18 protein-coding genes are annotated in these 17,147 nt (G+C 60.4%); 8 read left to right on the top strand and 10 right to left on the bottom strand.

Annotation, left to right across the window (positions count from 1 at the left end; all coding sequences use genetic code 11):
* The first annotated feature begins 91 nt into the window (after window positions 1-91).
* The 5 genes from DBQ51_RS12485 to ispF are packed head-to-tail and all read left to right on the top strand — an operon-like array spanning window position 92 to window position 3,150.
* On the top strand, window positions 92-832 hold the full coding sequence (locus DBQ51_RS12485; protein ID WP_107631707.1) for a M23 family metallopeptidase: 741 nt from the start codon (window positions 92-94) through the stop codon (window positions 830-832).
* Window positions 833-1,384, top strand: coding sequence for a zinc metalloprotease (locus DBQ51_RS12480; protein ID WP_107631706.1), 552 nt, complete (start codon window positions 833-835; stop codon window positions 1,382-1,384).
* A 46-nt stretch (window positions 1,385-1,430) separates the two neighbouring features.
* Window positions 1,431-1,910: a CarD family transcriptional regulator gene (locus DBQ51_RS12475; protein ID WP_054326409.1), complete on the top strand. Its 480-nt coding sequence runs from the start codon at window positions 1,431-1,433 to the stop codon at window positions 1,908-1,910.
* A 47-nt stretch (window positions 1,911-1,957) separates the two neighbouring features.
* Entirely contained in the window at window positions 1,958-2,674 is a 717-nt protein-coding gene (gene ispD, locus DBQ51_RS12470) for a 2-C-methyl-D-erythritol 4-phosphate cytidylyltransferase (RefSeq protein ID WP_054326408.1), read from the top strand.
* 2 nt (window positions 2,675-2,676) lie between these two features.
* A complete protein-coding gene (ispF, locus tag DBQ51_RS12465; protein WP_054326407.1) occupies window positions 2,677-3,150 on the top strand; it encodes a 2-C-methyl-D-erythritol 2,4-cyclodiphosphate synthase in 474 nt (157 codons plus the stop codon).
* Between the two features lie 12 nt (window positions 3,151-3,162).
* Here ispF and DBQ51_RS12460 read toward each other — a convergent pair whose 3' ends face one another.
* Genes DBQ51_RS12460 through DBQ51_RS12450 form a run of 3 tightly spaced genes read right to left on the bottom strand, consistent with a single transcriptional unit; the run spans window position 3,163 to window position 5,503 of the window.
* Window positions 3,163-4,554 (bottom strand): MATE family efflux transporter, encoded by a 1,392-nt coding sequence (locus DBQ51_RS12460; protein WP_107631705.1) that lies wholly within the window; start codon window positions 4,552-4,554, stop codon window positions 3,163-3,165.
* Window positions 4,551-5,315 (bottom strand): uridine phosphorylase, encoded by a 765-nt coding sequence (udp, locus tag DBQ51_RS12455; protein WP_054326406.1) that lies wholly within the window; start codon window positions 5,313-5,315, stop codon window positions 4,551-4,553. Before udp ends, DBQ51_RS12460 begins: the two co-directional genes overlap by 4 nt.
* Entirely contained in the window at window positions 5,309-5,503 is a 195-nt protein-coding gene (locus DBQ51_RS12450; RefSeq protein ID WP_107631704.1) for a DUF951 domain-containing protein, read from the bottom strand. Before DBQ51_RS12450 ends, udp begins: the two co-directional genes overlap by 7 nt.
* A gap of 142 nt (window positions 5,504-5,645) precedes the next feature.
* Between DBQ51_RS12450 and DBQ51_RS12445 the strand changes: the two genes are divergently transcribed.
* On the top strand, window positions 5,646-6,584 hold the full coding sequence (locus tag DBQ51_RS12445) for a S1 RNA-binding domain-containing protein (protein ID WP_054326405.1): 939 nt from the start codon (window positions 5,646-5,648) through the stop codon (window positions 6,582-6,584).
* 43 nt (window positions 6,585-6,627) lie between these two features.
* Here the strand turns inward: DBQ51_RS12445 and DBQ51_RS12440 are convergent, their stop codons facing one another.
* Window positions 6,628-7,872 (bottom strand): replication-associated recombination protein A, encoded by a 1,245-nt coding sequence (locus DBQ51_RS12440; RefSeq protein WP_107631703.1) that lies wholly within the window; start codon window positions 7,870-7,872, stop codon window positions 6,628-6,630.
* A gap of 168 nt (window positions 7,873-8,040) precedes the next feature.
* Here DBQ51_RS12440 and hisC point away from each other — a divergent pair, with 168 nt between their 5' ends.
* The gene (hisC, locus tag DBQ51_RS12435; protein ID WP_107631702.1) at window positions 8,041-9,096 is read left to right on the top strand and encodes a histidinol-phosphate transaminase; all 1,056 of its coding nucleotides are present in this window, start codon (window positions 8,041-8,043) and stop codon (window positions 9,094-9,096) included.
* A 74-nt stretch (window positions 9,097-9,170) separates the two neighbouring features.
* On the opposite strand, the gene DBQ51_RS12430 is transcribed toward hisC, so the two are convergent.
* The 5 genes from DBQ51_RS12430 to DBQ51_RS12410 all read right to left on the bottom strand — a co-directional run bounded on the left by DBQ51_RS12430 (window position 9,171) and on the right by DBQ51_RS12410 (window position 14,376).
* Complete coding sequence (locus tag DBQ51_RS12430) at window positions 9,171-9,815, bottom strand: pentapeptide repeat-containing protein (RefSeq protein ID WP_054326402.1); 645 nt, start codon at window positions 9,813-9,815, stop codon at window positions 9,171-9,173.
* The gene (locus DBQ51_RS12425) at window positions 9,812-10,078 is read right to left on the bottom strand and encodes a metal-sensing transcriptional repressor (protein WP_107631701.1); all 267 of its coding nucleotides are present in this window, start codon (window positions 10,076-10,078) and stop codon (window positions 9,812-9,814) included. Before DBQ51_RS12425 ends, DBQ51_RS12430 begins: the two co-directional genes overlap by 4 nt.
* Window positions 10,075-12,597 (bottom strand): heavy metal translocating P-type ATPase, encoded by a 2,523-nt coding sequence (locus tag DBQ51_RS12420; RefSeq protein WP_107631700.1) that lies wholly within the window; start codon window positions 12,595-12,597, stop codon window positions 10,075-10,077. The genes DBQ51_RS12425 and DBQ51_RS12420 overlap by 4 nt, the downstream gene beginning before the upstream one ends.
* Before the next feature lie 208 nt (window positions 12,598-12,805).
* The gene (locus DBQ51_RS12415) at window positions 12,806-13,396 is read right to left on the bottom strand and encodes a hypothetical protein (RefSeq protein WP_107631699.1); all 591 of its coding nucleotides are present in this window, start codon (window positions 13,394-13,396) and stop codon (window positions 12,806-12,808) included.
* 98 nt (window positions 13,397-13,494) lie between these two features.
* Complete coding sequence (locus tag DBQ51_RS12410) at window positions 13,495-14,376, bottom strand: aldose 1-epimerase family protein (protein ID WP_159068178.1); 882 nt, start codon at window positions 14,374-14,376, stop codon at window positions 13,495-13,497.
* Window positions 14,377-15,124: 748 nt separating this feature from the next.
* Here DBQ51_RS12410 and DBQ51_RS12395 point away from each other — a divergent pair.
* Window positions 15,125-16,447 (top strand): collagen-like protein, encoded by a 1,323-nt coding sequence (locus DBQ51_RS12395; RefSeq protein WP_242977986.1) that lies wholly within the window; start codon window positions 15,125-15,127, stop codon window positions 16,445-16,447.
* Between the two features lie 87 nt (window positions 16,448-16,534).
* On the opposite strand, the gene DBQ51_RS12390 is transcribed toward DBQ51_RS12395, so the two are convergent.
* Entirely contained in the window at window positions 16,535-17,140 is a 606-nt protein-coding gene (locus tag DBQ51_RS12390; RefSeq protein WP_054326396.1) for a sugar O-acetyltransferase, read from the bottom strand.
* Between the last annotated feature and the right edge of the window lie 7 nt (window positions 17,141-17,147).

The following is a 17,147-nucleotide window of genomic DNA, read 5'->3' as shown; positions in this document are numbered from 1 at the left end:
GCCGGACTTTCTTTGTATAGCATATGGCCGCGCAGTCATATTCCTGTCCCCTTTCTCATACCCTTTCATCAGAGGAAAGGAGGCGGCGAACATGACAGGAAGACGTCCGGCGCGCAAACGCGCCGGCAGCGGAAAAGGGCTGCTGCTCGTGGTGGTACTCGTTCTCGCCGCGGGAATCATCAAATATGCGGACGCGCCCCTCGCCGTTTCCGCGCGCGAAAAAGCGGCGACGGCGCTGGCCGGACTGCCGGGCGCGGACCGTATCCTTGCCGTGTTCGGCGGGGATGATACGGTGCAGGATGTCAGCGAGGTATTCGGCGCACAGCCGGACAGCCAGGAGAAGGAGCCAGACTATGCCGTATCCTCCGGCGGCGCGGACGACATCCTGGGGCGGGAAAAAACGTTGTTCCCCGATACGGTCGACCAGACCGTCTATCCGATGGAATTCGAACACATCCTGCCCGCCGAAGGCACATTGACTTCGGACTTCGGCAGCCGTCTCAGCCCGACCACAGGACAGCCGGGCTTTCATTACGGCTTGGACATCGCAGCGGATGAAGGCGTCCGGATCGGCGCCTTTGCGGATGGGACGGTGCGCGAGATCGGGGAGTCGAGCTACGGCAATTATCTAATTGTAGACCACGACGACGGCTTTTCCACGCTTTACGCGCACTGCAGCAGCATCTCGGCCAAGGTGGGCGATTCGGTAAGCTGCGGGGAGGAAATCGCACGCGTCGGCCAGACCGGCAACGCGACCGGCCCGCACCTGCACCTTGAGCTGTGGAAGGATGGCGCCGCCCTTGACCCATCCGATTACCTGACCGAGTTTTAAGTGAAAAGGCTTGAGGTCCGCGACGGGTTCCTCGTGCTGCTGGCCGCGCTCTGGTGTGTGGACGAAACCAATACCCTGCCGCTGTTCCTGCTTGCCGCGGCCATACACGAGCTGGGGCATGTGCTGGTGCTGTCCCTTGCGGGCGGTCGGGTGCTTCGGCTGACGCTTACCGCCTGCGGCGCCGTGCTTCGCTGCACCCTGCCAGAGGGCCGCTGCGCTCGCGCCGCAGTCTGTCTTGCCGGTCCGGCGGCCAGCTTTGCGCTTACCGCCTTCGCCGGAGAGCTTGGGCTTTACCGCCTTGCGGGCGCAAGCATGTTGCTCGGCGCGTTTAACCTGCTCCCCATGCCGCCGCTCGACGGCGGCATGGCGCTTTGCCACCTCGCCGGCGGCCGGTTCCCATTCGCGCGCGGCGCGCTTTCGCTGGCTGTCATGGCCGGACTTCTCACCACAGGCTGCTGGCTGTGGCGGCAGGGCGGCGGTGCCTGGCTGCTGCTCATCGGCGCACTGATCAGCGCCCAAACAATGAAAAACCTTGCCAAAACCACCGAATAGGTGTAAGATAAAAATACCATCAGAGGTTTGCTGGAACGGAGGCTACATGTTTCACATCGGCGATCAGATCGTACACCCTCTGCACGGCGCAGGCGTAATCGAAGATATTGTCGAGCGCACCATTGACGGTACGCCCGCGCAGTATTATGCGCTCCGCCCCGCGTTCGGCGACACGCAGCTCTTTATTCCGGTCGATTCCTGCGAAAAGCTCGGGATACGTCCGGTATGCTCCAGAGCGCAGGCCGAGGCTTTCCTGCACAAGCTGGACGACGTTGCGCGCAGCGAGGATAAGGGTTGGAACCAGCGCTATCGGGAAAATATGCTGCATATCCGTTCGGGCGACCTGCTCGAGGTCGCGCAGGTTGTCAAAAACCTTGCGGAGCGGGACCGCGAACGCGGCCTGTCCACTGGGGAAAAGAAGATGCTCGCTTCCGCCAAGCAGATCCTGGCCTCCGAGCTGGCTTTTTCGCTCGGCATTTCCCCCGAGGAGGCTGGGAACCTCATCCGTCAAAGATTATGTATCTGAGCAAAGGCTTTGCATTGCTGCAAAGCCTTTTTTAAGGAGCGTATGCCATGTTTGGAAAACGGAAGAAAAAAGCCGTACCCGCCGCGGTCTGCGCGGTGATTGTCGCCGCCGGCTCGTCCCGCCGTATGGGCGGGGAAAACAAGTTGCTGCTGCCGCTCGGGGACGTCCCCGTGCTGGCGCATACGCTGGCCGCGTTTGAAAAATGCGCCGATGTGCGCGATATCGTGCTGGTGTGCCGCGAGCAGGATATCGTCCCCTATACCGAGCTTGCGCGGACGTTCGGCATCTCCAAGCTGCGCACGGTCACGCGCGGCGGGGGTAGCAGGACCGCCTCCGTCTTGGCCGGCGTCAACGCCGCGCCGGAGGATACGGCGCTTGTGGCCGTGCATGACGGCGCGCGGCCGCTCGTCTCCGAGGCGGTCATCTCCGAGGCGGTCTATGCGGCCGCTGCGCACGGCGCGGCCGCGCCGGTCGTTCCGGTCAAGGACAGCATCAAGCGCATCGAGAACGGCGTCATCGCGGCCGACGTGCCGCGCGACACCCTTGCGGCCGTGCAGACACCGCAGGTATTCGCGCGCCCGCTGCTTCTGCGCGCGCTGAACGAGGCTGCGCGTCAGGGACAGGCCTATACCGACGACTGCGCCGCAGTCGAAGCGCTCGGCCAGCCCGTATACGCCACCCACGGAAGCTATGAAAACATCAAGATCACGACGCCCGAGGATATCGCGGTCGCCGAGGCGTTGCTGCAAAAGGAGGAAATCTGAACATGCGGATCGGGCACGGTTACGACGTACACCGGCTGGAACAGGGGCGCAGGTGCATCATCGGCGGCGTGGATATCCCGCACAGGACGGGACTCGCGGGGCATTCGGATGCGGATGTCCTCACCCACGCGGTGATGGACGCGCTGCTCGGCGCGCTCGCGCTCGGCGATATCGGCAGGCATTTTCCGGATACCGACCCGCGTTACGCGGGCGCGGACAGCCTCGCGCTGCTGCGTCAGGTAGCCGCGTTGCTGCGGGAGCGCGGCTGGCAGCTGGGCAACCTGGACGCGACTGTACTCGCCCAGGCCCCGCGGCTCGCGCCGCACATCCCACAGATGCGTGAAAACCTAGCCGCGGCCATTGGCTGCGAAACGGACCGGATCTCGGTCAAGGCCACAACCGAGGAAGGGCTTGGCTTTACCGGAACGGAGCAGGGCATCGCCGCGCACTGTGTATGCCTGCTGGAACCGGAATAAAAAGCGTGGAGCCTATGGCTCCACGCTTTTTTGCTGCATATTGCGCGTAATCCGACGGAAACGGAAGAAAAACAGGACCGTGGTCGTCGCCGCGGCAAGGAAATCCGCCACCGGCTCCGCAAGGAACACCGCGAACAGCTTATCCTCAAAGAAGCGCGGCAGAATCAGGATCAGTGGGATCAGAAGGATGATCTTGCGCTCCAGCGCGAGGAACAAGGATATTTTCGCCTCCCCCAGAGCGACGAACGACTGCTGGAACCCCCACTGGAACGCCGCAGTAAAGCCCACCGCCATATAAATCCGCAGCGCCCACGCGGTCATCTCGACCAGTTCCGGCTTGTGGTTGAACAGGTATACCACCGTCCGCGGGGAAAGCTGTACCACCACCCAGACGCAGCACACAAACACCGCGCCGATCAGCACGCTGTACCGGATAACCTCCTTCATCCGCTTACTGTTCCCCGCGCCGTAATTGAAGCTCAGTATGGGCTGCGCGCCCTGCATCAGCCCCAGCAGCGGCATCTGCATCATCTGCATGACCGAGGTGAGGATGGTCATGGCGCCGACCGCGAGGTCGCCGCCGTACTTTTGCAGGGAGACGTTGAACGTCACCGTCAGCAGGCTTTCTGTCGACTGCATGACAAAGGGCGACGCGCCCAGTGCGACCGCGGGCCAGAGCAGGCGCCTGTCCAGCCGGAAAAAGGCCTTTTTCAGCCGCAGCTCGCTGGAAGAGCCGACCAAAAACCGGACTACCCACAGCGCGGACACCGCCTGCGAAATCACGGTCGCGACCGCCGCGCCGCGCACCCCCATGCCGAACAGGAAAATGAACACCGGATCGAGCACAACGTTGAGCACCGCACCGATCAGCACCGTCTTCATCGCCACGCCGGATTTGCCCTGCGCGGTGATAAAGCCGTTCAGCCCCAGCGCGGTCATGACGAAGATGGTACCCAGAACGTAAATGTTGAGATACTGCATCGCATAGGGCAGCGTGTCTGCGGACGCGCCGAACAATACAAGGAGCGGCTCCTGGAACAGCAGGAACACCGCCGTCAGCACGACCGCGAGCGCCCACAGCGCGGCCGTACAGGTGCCGAGCGTGCGCTCGGCTTTTTCGTGCTCGCCCGCACCCATGGCAATGGAGGCGCGCGGCGCGCCGCCCATGCCGATCAGCGCCGCAAACGCCGCAATCAGTGTGATAACCGGAAAGGTCACGCCCATGCCGGTCAGCGCGAGCGCCCCCTCGTCCGGTATGCGGCCGATGTAGATGCGGTCCACGATATTATACAAAAGGTTGACCACCTGCGCGCAGATCGTCGGCAGCGCCAGGCGGACGAGCAGCGGGCCGACCGGATCTCGTCCCAGGTCGGCCTCGCGCGTATCGTTTTTTTTCTTGTTCATGCCTGCGCTCCGTCCTCCCGAATGAGGATACGCAGCGCCTCGACCGCCGCACGGACACCGCGCTCGGACGCATCGGGCGGAATATTGGGCGCCTCGTCGTTATCCGCGTTCCACAGGACGTTGAGTACCGCGCCGCATCGCACATGCAGCACCTGCGCCACAATGAACAGCGCCGCGGTCTCCATTTCGCTCGTCAGCGCGCCTGCGGCCTTCCACGCCTTCCATTTGGCGAGCAGTTCCTCCGCAACAGGCTGCTGCGCGGGCCGTATCTCACCGTAAAAGCTGTCCTTGGACTGGATCACGCCGATATGATGGGTGAGGCCGAGCCGCACCGCCGCCTCCCGCAGTGCGGCAACAACCGAGAAATCCGCCGCCGCTGGGAACTCGATGGGCAGGTATTCGCGGCTCGTTCCCTCCTGCCGGATGGCCGCGGTTGCGATCACGATATCGCCGCCGCACACCTCGTCCACGATGCCGCCCGATGTCCCCACGCGGATGAACGTGTCCGCGCCGCACTCGACCAGCTCCTCCAGCGCGATCGCGGCGGACGGGCCGCCGATGCCGGTCGAGCATACCGCGACGGATACGCCGTCCAGTCTGCCCGTCCACAACGTATATTCGCGGTTCTGCGCGATCTGCTTCGGCTCCTCAAAGTAGCGCGCGATCTTGCCGCAGCGACCCGGGTCGCCCGGCAGGATGACATACCGGCCGATATCCCCCTTTTGAATCTGAATATGCATCTGTTTTCCATCGATCAGCATACAATCGTCCCCTCCCGTTCTATGGTACGTATATTTTTTTCCGCCTTGCTGCGCGGCAGCATGACCTCATGCCCGCAGCCCAGGCATTTGAGCTTGAAATCCATGCCGGTGCGCAGTACCCTCCATTGCTTGGAGCCGCAGGGATGCGGCTTCTTCATGGTCAGGACATCATTGACCTGTACATCCACGCAATCACTCCTCCCATATGCCGCGGGGCTATCCCTCCGCGGCGGCTTATCGATTCCTCTTTATAATCATACCACATCCGCGGTGCTATTCCCAGCCGTTTTTTCATATAGTAAGGCAGACCCCAAAGGAGGCTCGGCTTTTATGAAAACAAGCGAATCCTATCTGCCCGAGGGCAGTTACGCCGCACTTCCCGCTGTGCGGCAGGCGTTTGAATCGGTCGACGGACTGCGCCGCGCACAGGACGAGGGCATGATCCTGGAGGCGGTCACACAGCGATGCACCGCCGCGCACGACCTGTTGTTCGATTTTGGCTTCGCGCAGGGCATCATGCCGCGCTCATGCTGCGCGCTCGGCGTTGCGGAGGGGGACACCAGGGAAATCGCCATCCTGTCCCGCGTCGGCAAGCCCACCTGTTTTGTCATCACGGAGCTGGACGAAAGCACCGCGCCGCCGACCGTCTGGCTTTCCCGCACGATCGCCCAGCAGCGGGCGCAGGACCATTTGCTCGCATCGCTCCGGCCGGGCGACGTGATCCCCGCCAGGGTGACCCACCTGGAGCCGTTCGGCGCGTTCGTGGATATCGGCTGCGGCGTGGCCTCGCTGATCGGCATAGAGAACCTTTCGGTTTCCCGCATTTTCCATCCGCACGACCGGTTGCGGGTGGGACAGCACATCTATGCAGCCGTGCGCGCGGTTGACCGCGACGCGCGGCGCATTTCGCTTACCCATCGGGAGCTGCTTGGCACCTGGGAGCAGAACGCCGCCCTTTTCTCCCCCGGCGAAACCGTACGCGGCGTGGTGCGGTCGGTGGAACCTTACGGCGTGTTCATCGAGCTTGCGCCCAACCTTTCCGGCCTGGCGGAGCCGCGCGGCGACCTGTCCGCAGGCACGGTGGTTTCCGTGTATATCAAATCCATCCTGCCCCAGCGCATGAAGATCAAGCTGACCGTGATCGATGTGCTCGCCTGCCGCGAGCCGCCCCCGCCGCCGCGGTATTTCATCACCGACGGGCATATCAGCCAGTGGGTCTACACGCCGGACTGCTGCGACCGGAAATACATTGCGACGGAATTTGAATAACAGCCAGCGGGAGGGGGGCGGCCCCTCCCGCTGGTTCTGTCCGCTACCCTTTTATTTTCTCCCAATACGCCTTGGCCGCCTGCTCGGTCTTGTTGGGTCCGTACTCATAATACCGCGCGCCTTTCAGCTCGTCCGGCAGATATTGCTGCGCGGTCCAATGGTGCGGGAAGTCGTGCGGATACCGGTAGGTCAGTCCGCGTCCCAGCTTGGCCGCGCCGCCGTAATGCGCGTCCCTGATATGCGCGGGGATGTCGCCGGTCCGGCCTGCGCGGACATCTGCAAGAGCCGCTTCCATCCCCATCAGCGCACTGTTCGATTTCGGCGCGGTCGCCATAAGCACAGTCGCCTCAGCCAGCGGAATCCGCGCCTCCGGCAGTCCAAGCTGGAACGCGCTGTCCACACACGCCTTAACGATGGCCACGCACTGCGGATAGGCCAGCCCCACATCCTCGCTCGCGATGACCAGCATGCGCCGCGCGGCGGAGATCATGTCCCCTGCCTCCAGCAGACGCGCGAGGTAATGCAGCGCCGCGTCCGGATCCGACCCGCGGATGGACTTCTGTAGCGCGGACAGGATATCATAGTGGCTATCCCCATCGCGGTCGTACCGCATATGCGAGCGCTGGGCGGCCTGCTCCGCATCTGCAAGGGTGACACCGCTTTCCCCCGCGCCCAGAACAAGCAGTTCAACCGCGCCCAGTGCCTTGCGCACATCGCCGCCGACCGCCTGCGCGATGTGCGCGGCTACTCCGTCCTCGACAGGGATGTCCCGCTCCCCGATGGCGAGCGCAAGCGCCCGCTCGACCGCGCGCTTCATATCCGTCGGACCGACCGGCTTGAACTCGAATACCGTGCAGCGACTGAGGATCGCGTTGTAAATATAAAAATACGGATTCTCGGTCGTGGACGCGACCAGCGTCATTTTACCCGTTTCTATGAACTCAAGAAGGCTCTGCTGCTGCTTTTTGTTGAAATACTGGATCTCGTCCAGATAAACCAGCGCGCCATTGGGGGCGAGGAAGGTGTCCAGCTCGTCGATGATGGCCTTGATATCCGCGATGCCCGCAGTCGTGGCGTTCAGGTGATACAGCTTGCGGTCGGTCTGCTTTGCGATGATGGACGCAACCGTGGTCTTGCCCACGCCGGACGGGCCGTAAAAGATCAGGTTGGGGATATTTCCGCTCTCGATCACGCGGCGCAGCAAGCCGTTCGGACCGAGCAGGTGCCGCTGGCCGACCACGTCGTCCAGCGTCTGCGGGCGCAGCTTATCGGCTAAGGGTTGGTACATAGCGTTCTTTTCCTCCATCCAGTCAGGTTTACAGGGGATGCGGGCGTATGCATTTCTATATGTGTTGATTATACCACACCTGGCAGTCCAACACAAACAGGGCTTGACTTTTTCGCTTTACTGTGATAAACTATCCGCAGTCAACAAACTGCAACAGGAGAGTGCCTTATGGACAAGCCTTTTCTCGATAAGCTCCGCAAAATCGACCCCTATGTGCCGGGCGAGCAGCCACAGGCCGCCGATATCATCAAGCTGAACGCCAATGAGAACCCGTATCCGCCCGCGCCGTGCGTACAGGAAATCCTGCGCCGCTTCGACGCCGCCCAGCTCGCCCTCTATCCGGACGCAAACGGCAAGGCGCTCAAGTCCACGCTGGCCGGACGCTTCGGCGTAAAACCCGCGCAGGTGTTCCTCGGAAACGGCTCAGACGATGTGCTTGCGCTTGCCTTTCAGGCGTTTTTCTGCTCGGACCGGCCGGTCCTTTATCCGGATATCACCTATTCGTTCTATCCGGTCTGGTGCAATCTGTTCCGCATCCCTTACGAAACCGTGCCGCTGGACGGGGATTTCCGTGTGCGCGTCCGCGACTACGACCAGCCGAACGGCGGCGTTATCCTTCCCAATCCAAACGCGCCGACCGGACGCGGCGTAACGCTGGATTTCCTTGAGGATCTTTTGCAGCATAACCAGGACTGCGTGGTTATCATCGACGAGGCCTATGTCGACTTCGGCGCGCAAAGCGCCGTACCCCTGCTCGGCAAATACGAAAACCTGCTGGTCGTGCAGACCATGAGCAAATCCCGCTCTCTCGCGGGTATGCGCATCGGCTACGCACTTGGCTCAGAGGTGCTGATCTCCACGCTCGAAGCGGTCAAAAACTCCTACAATTCCTATACAATGGATGTGCTCGCGCTCGCGGCGGGGCAAGCCTCGGTCGAGGATGAGCGGTATTTTCAGGAGACCTGCCGGCGGGTGGCGGAGACGCGCGACCGTTCGGCCGCAGCGCTGCGCGGGCTGGGCTTTACCGTCCTCCCCTCCCTGACCAACTTCCTGTTCGTCACGCATCCCAAAAAGGAAGCGCCGGTCATTTTTGAATATCTGCGGCAAAAAAATATCTATATTCGCTATTTCAGGCTGCCGCGCATCGAAAATTATTTGCGCATTACGATCGGCACGGACGAACAGATGGACCGGCTGCTCGACGCGCTGCAAGCATTTCTGTAAGGCGGCGCGGATATGCCGCCTTCATCCATGCTGTCAAAAAACTCGTGCCGCGGAATCCCGCGGCACGAGTTTTCCTATTCTTTTATCACCAGCCCCAAACGCTTTGCCAGCATGGCCGCCTGCTCCGCTGTCACAATCGCGCCGCGCAGCTCGGCATTGGTGTCCGAAACCACAAGCCCGTCCAGCTCACAGCCGGTCAGGTCGAGCCCCGCGAGCGGCGTGTGCAGGAAGCTGGCTTCCCGCAGGCGTGTTTTGTCCAGGCTCAGCCGCTTCCAGGTGCATTCGTGAAACGCAGCATGGCTGAGGTCGCAATCGGAAAAGGCCACCTCGCGCAGGCGCGCGCGGTCAAACGTCGCATAGGCGAGCGCACAGGCCGCGAACGCGGCCTGCCGCCATCCGGTTTCGGCAAAGCCCGCCCCCACCGCCTTGCAGTCCTCAAAGACCGTGCGCTCCCAGAAAGCGTCCCGCCAGCCGCTGTTCGACAGCTCGCAGCGCCGGAACACGACGTTGCCCAAATCCGCACGCTCCCAGCGGCATCCGGTCAGCCGGCAATTCTCAAACAACACGCTGCGCAGCCGCAGCCCCTCATAGCATGTGCCGGACAGATCCGCGCCGCAGAGATGCAGCCCCTCAACCGTCCGCTCCTCCTGCTCGGCCCATGCGAACCGTTCCGCCGCGTCCGGCACAGGTGCAAGCGATTCGGGCAGCCGCACGGTCATGACCGGTCGAGCAGCTTGATGATCTCGTCGATCTTTTTCTCGCGCGCCTGCTCGTCGCCCGTTTCAAACGCCTCCTGCACGCAGCCGGACAGGTGCGCGTGCAGCACCTCACGCTGCGCCTTGTGTACCAGTGATTCGACCGCCTGCAGTTGGGTGACGATATCCATGCAGTAGCGGTCGCACTCGATCATTTTCAGCACGCCGTCGAGCTGTCCCCGCGCGGTACGCAGGAGCGGCTCCACCTTTTTTCTGTCAGCCCTCATGCAAAGCCGACCACCTTATAGCCGGCCTGTTCCACCGCCTCGGTCAGCTTGGCCTCGTCCGGTATCACGTCGCCCTGCAGGGTAGCCGTACCGTTCTTCAGGTCCACCTCGACGGCCACGCCTGGGAACACCTCCAGCGCCTTTTTGACGTGCGCGACACAATGCTCGCACATCATTCCCTCGATCTTGATCACCTTTTTCATTTTTGCTTCCTCCTTTGGCAATACGAAATATTGATCCGGCTCGACCGCCGGCTTAGGGGTACTTTGGAAAAACTTGAGCCGCAGCGCGTTGGACACCACGCAGACCGAACTCAGGCTCATGGCCGCCGCGCCAATCATGGGGCTGAGGCCGATATGCAGTGGCAGCCACAGCACGCCCGCCGCGATCGGGATGCCAATGCAGTTATAGAAAAACGCCCAGAACAGGTTCTGCCGGATATTCCGCATGGTGCGGCGCGACAAACGTATCGCATCGACCGCGTCCATCAGGTCGCTTTTCATCAGCACCACATCTGCGGAGGAAATCGCAACGTCCGTCCCCGCGCCGATCGCGATGCCCACGTCCGCGCGGGCGAGCGCCGGTGCGTCGTTGATGCCGTCGCCGATCATGGCGACCTTGCGGCCCTGTTCCTGCTTTTCGCGTACCACGCGCTCCTTATCCTGCGGCAGCACCTCGGCGACAACATCCCTGACGCCCAGCTCGCCCGCAATCGAACGAGCGGTCGCCTGGTTATCACCCGTCAGGAGCGTGACCTCGATATTCAGCCGCTGCAGCGCTTCGACCGCCGCACGGCTGGTCGGCTTGAGGACATCCGCCACGGCAAAAATGCCAACCACCTGCCGGTTTGCTGCAAAATACAGCGGTGTTTTTCCCGCCGCGGCAAGCGCCTCGCCCATTTGCTGCGCGGACCGAGACAGCGCAAGCCCGTTTGCCAGCAGCATGCGGCGGTTGCCCGCCATGCAGGGTACCCCGTCGATGCGGGCGCGCACGCCCTGCCCTTCCACCATCTCGAAGTCCGTCGCCGTGCGTTCCCGCACCCTGCGCTCCCGCGCATACCGCACGACCGCGTCCGCAAGCGGATGGTCGCTTTTCGCTTCGATCGATAAGGCGAGAGAGAGCAGGTCGTCCGGCTCCACGCCAAAGGATTTGACATCGGTCACGACCGGACGCCCCTGCGTCACCGTGCCGGTTTTGTCCAGAATCACACTGTTTACGTTATGCAGGTTCTCCAGCGCCTCGGCCGACTGGAACAGCACGCCGTTCTTCGCACCCACGCCCGTGCCGACCATGATGGCGACCGGCGTTGCCAGCCCCAGCGCACAGGGGCAGGATATAACCAGCACCGCGATCGCGCGGGTGAGCGCGAAGCTGGGCGTTTCGCCATACATCAGCCAGACGATGGCGGTAAGCAGCGCAATCCCCATCACGACCGGCACGAACACGCCCGCGACCTTATCCGCCAGCTTGGCGATCGGCGCCTTGGAGGCGCCCGCCTCCTCGACCAACCGGATGATCTGCGACAGCGTGGTGTCATCGCCCACGCGGGCGGCTTTCATCACAAAATAGCCGCTCTTGGATACCGTCGCGCCGATAACAGCGTCTCCCGTATGCTTTTCGACCGGCATGCTCTCGCCGGTGATCGCGCTTTCGTCCAGGAAAGCGTTCCCTTCCGTGATCTCGCCATCCACCGGAACGGACTGCCCGCCGCGCACGACCACCAGATCGCCCACGCACACCTCCTCGATCGGGACGGAAACCTCCTGCCCGCCGCGCAGCACATTTGCCGTCTGCGGCCGCAGGTCCATGAGCGCGGCGATGGCCTCGCCGGTCTTGCGCTTGGCACGCGCTTCAAAGAATTTGCCAAGCGTAACAAGCGTCAGGATCATGCCTGCGGACTCAAAGTACAGGTCGTGCGCATAGGTGTGTACCGTATGCATATCGCCCGCCGCGCACGCATAGCCGATCTGAAACAGAGCATAAACGCCGTACACCAGCGCCGCGCCCGAACCAACCGCGATCAGCGCGTCCATGGTCGGCGCGCGATGAAGCAGCGTCTTAAAACCGTTGATGTAGTATTTGCGGTTGATAAAAACGATGGGCAGGGTGAGGAGGAACTGCACCAGCGCAAGCGCGAACGCATTCTCCGTGCCGCTGACGAACGCGGGCAGCGGCAGGCCGAGCATCGGCCCCATGGAGAACACCATTAAAATAATCAGGAATACCGCGGAAACGACGATACGCGTTTTCATTTCCCTGAGCTCGTCGTTCGCTTTCGGGTCCTGCGCGGGCGCGGCCTGCTGCTTCCCGTCGTCCGCCGCCGCAGTATAGCCGCCGGACTCTACCGCATGGATGATCTTCTGCGCATCGCATACGGTTTCGTCATACTGCACGGCCATGCTGCCTGCGAGCAGGTTGACCTGTACCTCGGAAACGCCCGGCACCGCCGAAACGCTTTTTTCCACATGCGCCGAACAAGCTGCGCAGCTCATGCCGCCGACGCGGAATCTTTGCTTCATATCTGGATCTCCCATCCTTATTCCCCTCCCCCAGGAGGGGGTGTGTTCTATGGTCAGTATACGGCAACCGGACCATTTTGTCAAGTAGTTTGCGCAATGGAAAATTCAGATATGCAAACCGGCTCCGGTATGAGCCGGAGCCGGTTGAAAGCGTATATATTCGGATAGTGCAACGCGGGGCATCCGCCGCAGGCGGGCAACCGAGCGTTTAGATACCGCCGCCGGATAAATTATATTGGTCGGTTATATCCCTGTTGTTTTTATCATAAAACGTTATTTCGCTTCGATCCACATGTTTTTCCTGCGCCTGATCGCTGATCTCTGTACAAAGCAAAAAATGATCTTTTTGTTCCGGCGTATATAATTCATAGCGCTCACCGCCGATTAAAGCTGTGGCTTTGCAAATTCGGGCCGTGATATCCCTGCCCGCAAACAAAAAATACTTTTTCCCACCGCTTTCAATAATGCCGTCCCTAAAATGTCCGCCACCATACGACATGCGGGCTATCCTATACCGGCCAAACACACTTTTTTCCAAAGCCACGCTGCCGAAATCCAAATCTTCGCCAATCTCCATCAGGCAGTAGGTTTTATCGCCAATATTCACGCTGTCATACAGCGCAATATAGGGGGAAACCTCCGTTTTTCTCCCTCTGTTATAGAATTTTGAGATATGTTCTGTCAGGTTGGCCATATCCGGTTGAATCGGATAGGAGAGGTAGGCGTCTGCCACTTTGCAGGCAACTGCTAAAAGCAGAACCGCTATCGCCCCTATTATCAAGCCTTTTCTTTTCCCCATCTAACCCTCGCCTCGCTTTGCCGCAGCACAATCACGATCCTATCAAGCCGCACCGCCGTATGCTGTGCCTGCACGCGCAGCACTCATGCCGCTCCGCCTCAGTCGGTTATTGTTGTGGAGAACGAAAGCGTTTCTTCCTGCCCGGGCTGCAGGACGCGCACGCCCACCTTGTTTTCGATCGCGTGATCCAGATAGCCGCCATCCGGCAGGGTACTCCAGGGCTCAAGGCAGACAAACGGCACGTCAAAATCCTTATAAGGGCTCCATAGTGCAAAGTACGGAAAGTCCGAAAAGTCCATGGTCACCCGCTTGTCATTTTTCCGGCAAACAATCGAGGCGCGCCGTACCGGCAAATCATCCAGGATCATCGCGTCCGCGCGGAATGTCTCCCTGCCGATTGGCAGACAGCCGTCCACGAGCGGCAGGTCGCCATGCTCCCTGCTCAGCATTACGTTTTCATCCGTGATTACCGGATGCAGCGCCTGCACCCCTTCGAATTCCACAGCGTAATCCGTGATCTGCTCCCCCGTCTTCCAGCACAACGTATAGGCGTCATGCCCACCGACCTCGTAGTACATCGGCGTATCACTTTGGTTGCGGACCGCATGCTCCTTTTTCAGCGTCGCGCCCTCCAGCGTATAGCGCACCGTACAGGCAAAGTCCCACGGATACATTTTTTTCGTATATTCGCTCTGTTGCAGCAGGAACTCCACGCAGGTATCGCCCACGCGGTTCGCACGCCATTCCAGATCGCGGCCAAAGCCATGCTGTGTGATTTCATACGCCGTACCGCTGACTGTATAGGTCTTATCCTTGAGCCGCCCCACAATTGGGAACAGGATCGGCGCATGGCGCTTCCATGCAGCCGGATCGGCCTGCCAGATATATTCCGTACCGTCCTTTTTGCTATAAAAGCTGGTCAGCTCCGCGCCCATTTCGTTAACCGTCACCTTGAACCGTTTGTTTTCCAATACCTGCATATTCATTCTCCTTCCCGATGGTTGAATACCATCAGCGTACCTCTTTTATGAAGGAAAGTCAATACGCACCCGCGCGTATCCGCACATTTATGAGCCCATGGGCCGAATAGGCTGAATTGCGGTGTTATCAGCAAACAGAATGGGAGAGCAAAGCTGTCAGGGCCGGAATAGAATGATAATGCTTGGAGGCGCGTTGTTCTCCAGAATAAAATGCCGTACGCATAATATGGTTACCTCCAAGTCTGAGAATCTATTCAAGCGAAGGTTGACTATTATGAATTGTTATGGATATAAATCCTGCTGCCCCTCCATGTCAAGCGAAGATCATTTCATTCCGGGGCCACAAGGTCCGCAGGGGCCGCAAGGACCACAGGGGCCACGGGGGGAACGCGGACCTCAGGGAGCCCGCGGTGAAAAGGGTGAAATGGGCTGCCCTGGTCCTGTTGGTCCAAGAGGAATGATGGGGCTTCAAGGGCCGCGAGGGCCACAAGGTGTCCGTGGTGATATGGGGCCAAAGGGTGATCCAGGTGCTGTCGGACCGCAGGGGCCGCGCGGCAATCCGGGTCCCATGGGCCCGCAGGGTGACAGGGGTCCGGCCGGCCCGAAAGGAGACGCCGGTCCTGTAGGGCCAGCAGGCCCCAAAGGGGATAAAGGTGAACCTGGCGAACGTGGGCCAGCCGGAGAACAAGGCCCGATGGGTGAACAAGGCTTTGCTGGGGAAAGAGGCCCACAAGGCCCGCAAGGGGATATGGGCTGTCCCGGTCCGCAAGGCGAACAAGGGCCGCAAGGTGAACAGGGTCCACAGGGCGAGCGAGGGCTACAGGGCGAAAAGGGTGATACCGGTCCGCAGGGCGCAACCGGTGCTACACCCACCGTAACCGTTGGAACGGTAACTGCCGGTGATACAGCGGGCGTTTTGGCAAATGAGACCGACACCGGCATATCTCTGGATTTCGTCCTTCCCGCCGGCCCTGCCGGTCCACAGGGCGCAAAGGGTGAGGCTGGTGAAAAGGGCGATACCGGTCCGCAGGGCGCAACCGGCGCTACGCCCACCGTAACCGTTGGAACGGTAACTGCCGGTGATACAGCGGGCGTTTTGGCAAATGAGACCGATACCGGCATATCTCTGGATTTCGTCCTCCCCGCCGGCCCTGCCGGTCCACAGGGCGCAAAGGGTGAGGCTGGTGAAAAGGGCGATACCGGTCCGCAAGGCGCAACCGGTGCTACGCCCACCGTAACCGTTGGAACGGTAACTGCCGGTGATACAGCGGGCGTTTTGGCAAATGAGACCGACACCGGCATATCTCTGGATTTCGTCCTTCCCGCCGGCCCTGCCGGTCCGCAGGGCGTAAAAGGTGAGGCTGGTGAAAAGGGCGATACCGGTCCGCAAGGCGCAACCGGTGCTACGCCCACCGTAACCGTTGGAACGGTAACTGCCGGTGATACAGCGGGCGTTTTGGCAAATGAAACCGATACCGGCATATCTCTGGATTTCGTCCTCCCCGCCGGCCCTGCCGGTCCGCAGGGCGCAAAGGGCGAGGCTGGTGAAAAGGGCGATACCGGTCCTGCACCAGCCATTGAAATAGCAGAGGACACCGTCACCTCTTATAAATTGCGTTTTAAAACCTCCGCGCAGGATATTGTGAGCCCCAATTTGCGTGGCACCTCCATCACGTATAATGCCGACCTGTCCAAAGCCGGCAGTACGACGGAAGTTCCTCTTGACGCGCTAACTTTGTCAGCGGAGTATGTTTCAGCCGATGCAATACGGTTATCGATCCGCCCAAAAGAGACCGGCACTTCAGTGCTGGCAGATATACGCCGCGTCAGCATCTACGACGGAGGTGTATTTGATATTCAAACGAATGACAATACGACCATTACTACGCGTATGGTGCTGGACGATACGCTTTTCAGCCACTCTCGCGAAATGCACTGGATGAACATTCGGATTCAGAACCCATCTACCGGCCTGTGGTCCATGTGTGTAGTACGCACCTTCTGTTCGCTGAATGGAAGCCGCACTTCGATTTGCGTTGACTGGCTATATACAGGCGTATCTTTTAAGTAAGGCAAGTAGAGCCGTGAAATCAGGCGGCTCTACTGGTTGAAACAAAAAGCTCTGCCAGTATGTTGGCAGAGCTTTTTGTTTTTCCTACTAAAGCAGTTCCATCTTGGAGTCCGCTTCGGTGATGGGGCGCAGCGGTCTGCACGGCACGCCGACAGCAAGGTAGCCCGCTGGAATATCCTTTGTCACCACACTGCCCGCGCCGATGACCGCTCCATCACCAATCGTCACACCGCCCAGCACCACAGCGTTCGCTGCGATCCAAACATCGTTTCCAATATGGATATCTTCTGCATATTCGGACATGGAAACATGCCCATCCGGATAGCGCATGCTGGTACGTTCCGCTGCAATCAGCGGGTGGTTGGTCGCCATGAGTGAAACGTTCGGTCCAAGCATCACATTATCGCCGATATAAATGCGCGCGTCATCCATCACGGTTAGGTTAAAATTGCAGAAAAAGTTTTCCCCAATAAAGGTATGCGAACCATAGTTGAACTGAATCGGCCCCTGAAAATAATATTTTTCCCCGATCGCGCCGATAAACTCACGCACGACTGGCAGCCGCGCCGCATCATACTCGTCCATCTGATTGAACCGCTGGCACAGGATATGCGCCTTATGCTTGATATCCCGCAGTTCCCTAGTACGCGCGTCGAACAGCTTGCCCGCAAAAATCTTTTCCTCTTCCGTCATCTGTTAC

Source organism: Agathobaculum massiliense, assembly GCF_900291975.1.
GTDB lineage: Bacteria > Bacillota > Clostridia > Oscillospirales > Butyricicoccaceae > Agathobaculum > Agathobaculum ammoniilyticum.
The sequence above is the reverse complement of the archived record's forward strand: the minus strand, read 5'-3'. Positions and strand labels throughout refer to the sequence as shown.